The organism is Variovorax boronicumulans NBRC 103145 (assembly GCF_001591345.1).
GTDB lineage: Bacteria > Pseudomonadota > Gammaproteobacteria > Burkholderiales > Burkholderiaceae_C > Variovorax > Variovorax boronicumulans.
The window spans coordinates 1-8,414 of sequence record NZ_BCUS01000182.1; the positions used below are offsets into that span (position 1 = coordinate 1).

The 8,414-nt window shown below is 69.9% G+C and carries 10 protein-coding genes and 1 riboswitch; of the genes, 6 read left to right on the plus strand and 4 right to left on the minus strand.

The window, feature by feature from the left end; translation table 11 throughout:
* The 3 genes from VBO01S_RS29705 to phaP all read right to left on the minus strand — a co-directional run.
* The coding region (locus VBO01S_RS29705) for a hypothetical protein (RefSeq protein ID WP_062482371.1) at positions 1-324 on the minus strand (324 nt) is incomplete at its 3' end.
* Between the two features lie 43 nt (positions 325-367).
* Positions 368-1,297, minus strand: coding sequence for an alpha/beta fold hydrolase (locus tag VBO01S_RS29710; protein ID WP_062482348.1), 930 nt, complete (start codon positions 1,295-1,297; stop codon positions 368-370).
* A gap of 22 nt (positions 1,298-1,319) precedes the next feature.
* On the minus strand, positions 1,320-1,817 hold the full coding sequence (phaP, locus tag VBO01S_RS29715; protein WP_062482351.1) for a TIGR01841 family phasin: 498 nt from the start codon (positions 1,815-1,817) through the stop codon (positions 1,320-1,322).
* Positions 1,818-2,068: 251 nt separating this feature from the next.
* A riboswitch (S-adenosyl-L-homocysteine riboswitch) is annotated at positions 2,069-2,137 on the plus strand.
* 65 nt (positions 2,138-2,202) lie between these two features.
* Between phaP and ahcY the strand changes: the two genes are divergently transcribed.
* Genes ahcY through VBO01S_RS29735 form a run of 4 tightly spaced genes read left to right on the plus strand, consistent with a single transcriptional unit; the run spans position 2,203 to position 6,008 of the window.
* Positions 2,203-3,642: an adenosylhomocysteinase gene (gene ahcY / locus VBO01S_RS29720; RefSeq protein WP_062482353.1), complete on the plus strand. Its 1,440-nt coding sequence runs from the start codon at positions 2,203-2,205 to the stop codon at positions 3,640-3,642.
* A gap of 5 nt (positions 3,643-3,647) precedes the next feature.
* Positions 3,648-4,481, plus strand: a complete 834-nt coding sequence (locus VBO01S_RS29725; protein ID WP_062482356.1) for a TlyA family RNA methyltransferase — start codon at positions 3,648-3,650, stop codon at positions 4,479-4,481.
* Positions 4,482-4,491: 10 nt separating this feature from the next.
* On the plus strand, positions 4,492-5,316 hold the full coding sequence (gene metF, locus VBO01S_RS29730) for a methylenetetrahydrofolate reductase [NAD(P)H] (protein WP_062482359.1): 825 nt from the start codon (positions 4,492-4,494) through the stop codon (positions 5,314-5,316).
* Between the two features lie 53 nt (positions 5,317-5,369).
* On the plus strand, positions 5,370-6,008 hold the full coding sequence (locus VBO01S_RS29735; RefSeq protein ID WP_062482362.1) for a septal ring lytic transglycosylase RlpA family protein: 639 nt from the start codon (positions 5,370-5,372) through the stop codon (positions 6,006-6,008).
* Positions 6,009-6,018: 10 nt separating this feature from the next.
* Here VBO01S_RS29735 and VBO01S_RS29740 read toward each other — a convergent pair whose 3' ends face one another.
* Positions 6,019-6,978: a 23S rRNA (adenine(2030)-N(6))-methyltransferase RlmJ gene (locus VBO01S_RS29740; RefSeq protein WP_062482365.1), complete on the minus strand. Its 960-nt coding sequence runs from the start codon at positions 6,976-6,978 to the stop codon at positions 6,019-6,021.
* 162 nt (positions 6,979-7,140) lie between these two features.
* Between VBO01S_RS29740 and VBO01S_RS33335 the strand changes: the two genes are divergently transcribed.
* A complete protein-coding gene (locus tag VBO01S_RS33335; protein WP_062482368.1) occupies positions 7,141-7,734 on the plus strand; it encodes a hypothetical protein in 594 nt (197 codons plus the stop codon).
* A partial coding sequence (locus tag VBO01S_RS33340; protein WP_255221240.1) for a S1C family serine protease occupies positions 7,731-8,414 on the plus strand: 684 nt, incomplete at its 3' end. The genes VBO01S_RS33335 and VBO01S_RS33340, both read left to right, overlap by 4 nt.

Below are 8,414 nucleotides of genomic sequence, written 5' to 3' on the forward strand. Positions count from 1 at the left end.
TGCGTCGGCGGTCCGTGCGGCAGGTCCGGCCCCGCCTTCCAGCGCGCGCCGGATGCCCGCCAGGTGGTCGTCGATGCGGTGCAGCTGCTCGCCCAGCGCCTGCAGGTCGGCGCGCGTGGGCAGGTTCAGTAGCGTGAGGTAGCGCGCCATCAGGTCGCCCACCGCCTTCTGCGCGGTGAGCGAGGCGTTCATGCCGCCGTGCATGCCCTGGCGGAACGGGTCCGAGGCCATGGCTTCGTTGGCGAATTCGTTGGTGCTTTTTTCCCACTGGGCCGTGAGCTCGCGCCACAGGGCCATGGGATCGAGGGACGGAAACTGGCTCATGAAAACACCTCCGTCTGGGTTCGTTGTCGTGTCTCTTTTTTCTTCAGTGATCGTCGCGCCGCGCCGCCCGTGCGGTGTGCGCGGCGATGGCCTCGATGATCTGCGGCCACATCGCGATCGGCAGCGCGTGGCCCATGCGCGGGATGCGCAGCAGCGTCGCGCCGGGAATGGCCTCGGCCACGTCGATGCCGCAGGCCACGGGCACCAGCGGATCGACGTCGCCGTGGATCACCAGCGTGGGCACCTGCACCGCGCGCAGCGCCGGCTTGCGGTTGCCCGATGCGAACACGGCCGCCAGCTGCCGCGCCACGCCGCCCGGGTTGAGGCCGCGCAGGAAGGCCAGTTGCGCGCGCTCGGCGTCGCGCGCCTCGTCGAGCGGAAAGGCGTCGGGGCCGCGCAGCACGCGCCACAGCTTGGCGTGGTGCGGCAGGTAGGCCTCGAAGCGGGTCGGCGCGGGCGCGAACAGCACCGCCAGCGCCTCGGGCGTGGGCGGCGGCAGGGCCGGGTCGCCGGTGCTCGACATGATGCTGGTGAGCGAGCGCATCCGCCCCGGGTGATGGATGGCCATCTCCTGCCCGATGGCGCCGCCCATCGACGCCCCCACGACGTGGGCGCGCGCGATGCCCAGCGCGTCGAGCAGGCCGGCGCAGTCGTCGGCCATGTCGCGCAGCGTGTAGGGCACCTGCAGCGGGCGCCCCGCCATGGCCTGCAGCATCAGCGCCTGGATGTCGGGCACGCCGGCGTGCGGCAGGTGGGTGGAGTGGCCGATGTCGCGGTTGTCGAAGCGGATCACATGGTGGCCGCCGGCCTGCGCCAGGGCGGCGCAGAACGCGTCGTCCCAGGCGACCATCTGGGCGCCGAGGCCCATGACCAGCAACAGCGGCGGCGCCTCGGGGTCGCCGAAGCTGTCCCAGGCCAGTTCGATGCCGTTGGCGCGGGTGCGCCGTTCGGTGCGGGGCGCGACGGCGGTCATGCGGGCCTTTCTTTGCTTCTTGTTACTTGCGCTGCAGCAGCTTCGTGACCTCGTCCACGTTGGCCTGGATGCGCTGGCGCACCACGTCGAAGGCGTCGGCCTGCGACTTGGCGGCCAGGGTGGCCAGCTCCTTGATGTCGTCGACGGCGCGCTGGAACGACTGGCGGCCCAGCTCGTCGAGCTTGGCGAGGTTTTCCTTCGGGTCCTTGCCCGGCATCGCCTTGGCGGCGGTCTGCCATTCGGCGATGGCCGTCTTGATCATCTCGGTCTGTCGCTGCACCACGGTCTGCAGGCCCTGGTAGGACTTCTCGTTGGCCTGCATCAGCGCCTGCAGGTCCTTGCGGCCGCTGTCGAGCAGCTTGCCGGCGCCGCCGGTCAGGTTCAGGTTCTGCAGGCGCTCGGCCATGCCCTTGAGGTTCTTCATCGGATCGAGCATGTCCGCGGCGGACGGCGCCGCCTGCTTCGCGCCGGCGCTGCTGGCGGTGGTTTTTTTCGCGGCGGCTTTCTTGGCAGTGGCCATGGTGCGGAATCTCCTGTGTCGGGTGATGAAAACAATCGAACGGGTGGATGCAGGCAGCGGCCGGGCGGCCGGGGCCCGCCGCCACGATACGCCGGGCCGGCGCGGCTCAGGGCGCTCCAAGCGCGGATTTGCCTGCGGAGTTTCCCGGGGTGGCCCGCGCCGCACGGCCCGGCCTGGCGGGCGTCCGCGCTTTCCGTGATGTGGGATGCCCCGGTCGATTGGCGGGCCGGGCGGCCGCGACTACAATCCGGCGCTCCGAGGAGCGTTGCAGCGCCGTCAGGCGTGAGGCTCGGACCACATCGCAACCACGCTCACCCGCTGTTCTCGCGGTGAGTCTTTCTTCCCCGTACGCAGTGGCATCTTTCAAACCAGTTTTGGAGTTCACATGAGCGCTGTACTCAAGCCCACCCCCGTCTCGACCGCCGACCAGGCGATTGCCGACCTGTCCCTTGCCGCCTGGGGCCGCAAGGAAATCAAGATCGCCGAAACCGAGATGCCCGGCCTGATGGCCATCCGTGAAGAGTTCTCGAAGGGCCAGGCCCTGAAGGGCGCGCGCATCACGGGCTCGCTGCACATGACCATCCAGACGGCCGTGCTGATCGAGACGCTGCAAGCCCTGGGCGCCGAAGTGCGCTGGGCCTCGTGCAACATCTTCTCGACGCAGGACCACGCCGCCGCCGCCATCGCCGCCGCCGGCACGCCGGTGTTCGCCATCAAGGGCGAGTCGCTGAAGGACTACTGGGACTACACCCACGCCATCTTCGACTTCGGTCCCAAGGGCTCGAAGGGCGAAGGCCCGAACATGATCCTGGACGACGGCGGCGACGCCACGCTGCTCATGCACCTGGGCCAGCGCGCCGAAAAGGACCTGGGCGTGCTCGCCAACCCGACCAGCGAAGAAGAACGCATTCTGTACGCCGCCATCAAGGCCAAGCTGGCCGTGGACGACACCTGGTACACCCGCAAGTCGGCCGAGATCATCGGCGTGACCGAAGAGACCACCACCGGCGTGCACCGCCTGAACGAGATGAGCGCCAAGGGCACGCTGCTGTTCCGCGCCATCAACGTGAACGACTCGGTCACCAAGAGCAAGTTCGACAACCTGTACGGCTGCCGCGAATCGCTGGTCGACGGCATCAAGCGCGCGACCGACGTGATGATCGCCGGCAAGGTGGCTTGCGTGGCCGGCTACGGCGACGTGGGCAAGGGCTCGGCCCAGGCCCTGCGCGCCCTGAGCGCCCAGGTGTGGGTCACCGAAATCGACCCGATCAACGCCCTGCAAGCCGCGATGGAAGGCTACAAGGTCGTGACCATGGAGTACGCCGCCGACAAGGCCGACATCTTCGTGACCACCACCGGCAACAAGGACGTCATCACGCACGACACCATGGTCAAGATGAAGGACCAGGCCATCGTCTGCAACATCGGCCACTTCGACAACGAGATCGACGTCGCGTCGATCGAGAAGTACGAGTGGGAAGAGATCAAGCCGCAGGTGGACCACATCACCTTCCCGGACGGCAAGAAGATCATCCTGCTGGCCAAGGGCCGCCTCGTGAACCTGGGCTGCGGCACGGGCCACCCGAGCTTCGTGATGTCGTCGTCGTTCGCCAACCAGACCATCGCCCAGATCGAGCTGTTCACCAAGCCCGACGCCTACCAGGCCGGCAAGGTCTACGTGCTGCCCAAGCACCTGGACGAGAAGGTCGCGCGCCTGCACCTGAAGAAGGTCGGCGCCATGCTCACCGAGCTGACCGACTCCCAGGCCGCCTACATCGGCGTGGACAAGAACGGCCCTTACAAGCCGGACACCTACCGCTACTGATCCGCGTGCGCGCCGATCAACTGTTGGTGGAGCGCGGCCTGGCCGCGTCGCGTTCGCAAGCGGTCCGGCTCATCGCCGGCGGCATGCGCTGGCGTGACGCGGGCACGGGCGACGCGTGGCGCAACGTCGCCAAGAACAAGGACGAAGTGCCCGAGTCGGCCGAGCTCGAGCTCGCCGACGCCGCCGAGGCACGCTACGTGTCGCGCGGCGGCCTCAAGCTCGAAGGTGCGCTGAAGACCAGCGGCGTGGACCCGACCGGCAAGCTCTGCCTGGACGTGGGCCAGTCGACCGGTGGCTTCACCGACTGCCTGCTGCAGCACGGCGCCGCCAAGGTGGTGGGCGTCGATGTGGGCCACGGGCAGCTGCATGCGCGCATGCGCGAGGACGAACGCGTGGTCGCCATCGAAGGCGTCAATGCGCGGGCGCTGTCGCCGGCCGATCTGCAGGTGGACGAGGGCGAGGACGACGAGGTGGGTGAGGCGCTCGAAGTTGTCGAAGCCCCGGCCGAGCCGCGTTTCGACCTCATCGTCGGCGACCTGTCGTTCATTTCGCTCACGCTGGTGCTGCCGGCCGTGGTGCAGTTCCTGGCCGACGACGGCCAGCTGCTGATGCTGGTCAAGCCGCAGTTCGAGCTGCAGCCCGGCCAGGTCGGCAAGGGCGGCATCGTGCGCGACGAGGCGATGTACGCTGTGGTCGAGAAGCGCCTGCACGACGCCTGCGCGGCGCTCGAGCTGAAGGTGCTGCGCTGGTTCGACAGCCCGATCGCCGGGGGCGACGGCAACCGCGAGTTTTTCATTCACGCCGTTCGTGCTGCTGCCAAGGCGGGCGACGGTTCCTAAGGAGACGCAGGTGCGCCTTCCGCTGAGTTTCGAATTCTTCCCGACCAAGACGCCCGAAGGCGCGGTCAAGCTGCGCGCCGTGCGCCAGCAGCTGTATGCGCGCAAGCCGCAGTTCTGCTCCGTCACCTACGGCGCGGGCGGCTCCACGCACCAGGGCACTTTCGGTGCGGTGCAGGAGATCCTGGCCGAGGGCGTGGATGCTGCCAGCCACTTCTCGTGCATCGGCGCCACGCGCGCCACCGTGCGCGAGCAGCTGGCCGAGCTGAAGGCCATGGGCGTGAAGCGCCTGGTCGCGCTGCGCGGCGACCTGCCCAGCGGCTACGGCATCGGCGGCGAGTTCCAGTACGCGAGCGACCTCGTCGCCTTCATCCGCGAGGAGACCGGCCGCGACTTCCACATCGAGGTGGCCTGCTACCCCGAAGTGCATCCGCAGGCGCGCTCGCCCGAAGCCGACCTGCAGGCCTTCGCGACCAAGATGAAGGCCGGCGCCGACTCGGCCATCACGCAGTATTTCTTCAGCCCCGAGGCCTACTTCCGCTTCGTCGACGACGCGCGCAAGCTGGGGCTCGACACGCCGATCGTGCCGGGCATCATGCCCATCACGAGCTCGACGCAGCTCATGCGTTTCTCGGACGCCTGCGGCGCCGAGATCCCGCGCTGGATCCGCCTGCGCCTGCAGGGCTTCGGCGACGACACGGCCTCCATCAAGGCCTTCGGCCTGGACGTGGTGACCGACCTGTGCGCGCGCCTGCAAGCGGGCGGCGCACCCGCGATCCACTTCTACACGATGAACCAGTCGGCGGCCACGCTGGCCATTCTGGAGCGCCTGGATTGAGAGGGCTGCGCGCGGTCGCCGTCGCGGTCTCCTGCGTGCTCGCAGGGTGCACCATGCCGCCTGCCACGCAGGAGAAAGACGCGGACACCGCCGCCGCGCCGGCGGCGTCCGGCAAGCGGCTGCAGCCGCTGGGACGCGGCCTGGCCGTGCCGCCCGGTGCCGCCCCGCGCTCGGCCGTGCCGTCGGTGCGCTACGACCTCGCGGTGTCGGGCACCGGCGAATCGCTCGACGATGGCGTGCCCGGCGATGAGCCGCGCGAGATCTTCGAGCGTGGTGGCGCGTCGTGGTACGGCATCCAGTTCCACCAGCGCAAGACCGCCAACGGCGAGCGCTTCGACATGGGCGCCATGACGGCGGCCCACAAGACGCTGCCCTTCAACACGCGCGTGTGCGTGCGCAGCCTGGTCAACGGCAGCGAGGTGCTGGTGCGCGTCAACGACCGCGGGCCCTTCACGCCGGGCCGCATCATCGACCTGAGCCGCGCCGCGGCCGACCGCATCGGCCTCACGAGCATGGGCATCAAGCAGGTGGCGCTGTCGGTCATCGACCGCGAGGGCATGCGCTGCGGCGGCCAGGCCGTGGCGGCGGAAGATCTGCAGCCCGCGCTGTTGCCCGAGGCGCCGACGTCGCGCGTGCGTGCGCCGGCCCCTGCGCGCAAGCGGGTGCTCGTGCCGCCGCGCAAGCGCCGCTGAGCGGCCGGCCTCAGCCGCCGCTCTCGAGCGAGTAGGCGGCGTTACGGTCCTGGGCCAGGCGCTCGGCCAGCTGCGGCAGCGCCTCGGCCAGTTGTGCCTTCAGCGTGTAGGGCGGGTTGATCAGGAACATCCCGCTCGCCGGCAGGCCCGGGCGCTGCGTTTCGCCCGAGGCGGCGTCCTTCGTGATCTTGCTCGACTTGACCGTCAGCGTGGCGTGCAGCCACGGCTTGCCGGCCTTGGTCGCCATCGTCTTCAGGCGGCGCGGCAGGTCGTGCGCCTCGGGGCGCGGAATGATCGGATACCAGACGGCATACGTGCCGGTGGCGAAGCGCTTGAGCGCCTCGGCCGCGAAGTCGAGCACGCGGCCGTAGTCGGTCTTCATTTCGTAGCTCGGGTCCATCAGCACCAGCGCGCGGCGCGAGGGCGGCGGCAGGAACTTGGTGGCGCTGCCGAAGCCGTCGTCGCGCAGCACGGCGATGCGGCGGCCGGCCTCGAGCTGGGCGATGTTGGCGTCCAGCGTGCGGGCGTCGGTCGGGTGCAGCTCGAACAGCTTGAGCTTGTCGTGGTCGCGCAGCAGGTGCTGCACGATGAACGGCGAGCCGGGGTAGACGCGCGCGCCGCCCTTGGGGTTGAAGTCGTGGATCACGCTCAGGTAGCGGGCGATGGCTTCGGCGACCGGCTTGTCTTCGGCGGGGGCTGCGGGCTTCTTGCCCGCCGACTTGGCGGCGGGGGCGGGCGTGGCGGGGGCTTTTTCCGGTTCGGCGAAGAAGCGCAGCACGCCGTCGGCCGCCTCGCCGCTGGTGCCGGCGTAGTCGCCGTCGAGCCGGTACAGGCCGGCGCCGGCGTGGGTGTCGACGACGGTCAGCGCGGCGTCTTTTTCAAGCAGGTGGTCGAGGGTGGCAATCAGGACCGTGTGCTTGAGCACGTCGGCGTGGTTGCCGGCATGGAACGCGTGGCGGTAACTGAACATGGAATGAGGCCTGAAAAAGTGGAAAGGGGAGCGCTAGACTCGCGCGGCGCTACATTGATTTACAAAACACAACGAGGGGCAGCAATGCGAGGAGCCGGATGGCGATTTTGGGGCCTGTGCGTCGGCGCGGGTGTTTTGTCTATTTTGACGGGCTGCGCCTCCGTGACCCACGGCACCACGCAGAACGTGAAGGTCGAGACCCTGTCGCCCGAGGGCAAGGTGGTCGACGGCGCCCGCTGCCGGGTCTCCAACGACCGCAATGATGCGGTGGTGCGCTCGGGCCTGACCCTGCCGGTGCGGCGCTCGGGCGAGAACCTGAACATCGAATGCACCCAGTCCGGCCTGCCGCCGGCCCGCGGCCAGGCGATTTCGCGCGTCAACGTGGGCCTGGTCGGCAACGTGATGATCGGCGGCCTGGTCGGCGTGGCGATCGACACCGGCACCGGCGCGGGCTTCAACTACCCGAGCTGGATCCAGCTGATCTTCGGCGAGGTGCGCAGCTTCGACCGCAGCGCGCAGACCGGCGACGAGGCGACCGTCGGCATGAAGATCGGCACGACCGAGATGGCGGCCGCGCCGGCGCCGAAGACGGCCGCAGCACTTGTGCCTGCGCCCGCCGTGGTGGCGCCTCCGCCGCCTCCCGTGGCGGTCGCACCGGCCGCTCCAGTGCGCCCCGCGCCTGCAGCGCCGTCCGCCGCGCCCGACGCCCGCGTCTCGATGGACGACCTGCGCGGCCTGCTGCCCGCCAAGCCGTGAAGCCGGTCTGGACGAACCCCGCCCCGTGGCTGTGTGCCGCAGGCGCCCTGCTGGCCGCCGGCACGGCCGCCGCGCTGGAGCCCGACGCCCTGTTCGCCAAGCTGACCGGCAGCGTCTGGGCCGTGCGCACCTTCGACGCGCAGGAGCGCCCGCTGCGCGCCGGCAGCGCTGTGGTGATCGCGCCCGGTCGCCTCGTCACCAACTGCCACGTGCTCGCCAAGGCCAGCAATTTCGTGGTCAAGCGCGACAACGTCACCTACGGCGCCACGCTCGAATACCCGGACCCGGGGCGCGACCTGTGCCAGATCAAGGTCGCCAACTTCACGGCAACCCCGGTGACCCTGGCGCCCGCCGGCGGTGCGCGGGTGGGGCAGCGCGTGTACGCCATCGGCAACCCGCGCGGGCTGGAAAACACGCTCAGCGAAGGCCTGTTGTCGGGCCTGCGCGGTGGCGACGGCGAGGCGCGGCTGCTGCAGACCACGGCCGCCATCGCCCCCGGGTCGAGCGGCGGCGGGCTGTTCGACAGCGACGGCCGCCTGCTGGGCATCACCACCTTCTCTGCCCGCGACGGCGGCAACCTGAATTTCGCGATGCCGGCCGAGTTCCTGGCGGAACTGCCGGCCCGCGCCCAGGCGCAACTGGCGGCGCGGGCCCGGGAGCCTGCGGGCGCTGCCGCCCGA

What these genes read in the sequence shown, in the direction of transcription:
- ahcY (WP_062482353.1), top strand. Translation starts at nt 2,203, where the DNA reads ATGAGCGCTGTACTCAAGCCCACCCCCGTCTCGACCGCCGACCAGGCG.
- VBO01S_RS29710 (WP_062482348.1), bottom strand. Translation starts at nt 1,297, where the DNA reads ATGACCGCCGTCGCGCCCCGCACCGAACGGCGCACCCGCGCCAACGGC.
- VBO01S_RS29735 (WP_062482362.1), top strand. Translation starts at nt 5,370, where the DNA reads ATGCCGCCTGCCACGCAGGAGAAAGACGCGGACACCGCCGCCGCGCCG.
- phaP (WP_062482351.1), bottom strand. Translation starts at nt 1,817, where the DNA reads ATGGCCACTGCCAAGAAAGCCGCCGCGAAAAAAACCACCGCCAGCAGC.
- VBO01S_RS29740 (WP_062482365.1), bottom strand. Translation starts at nt 6,978, where the DNA reads ATGTTCAGTTACCGCCACGCGTTCCATGCCGGCAACCACGCCGACGTG.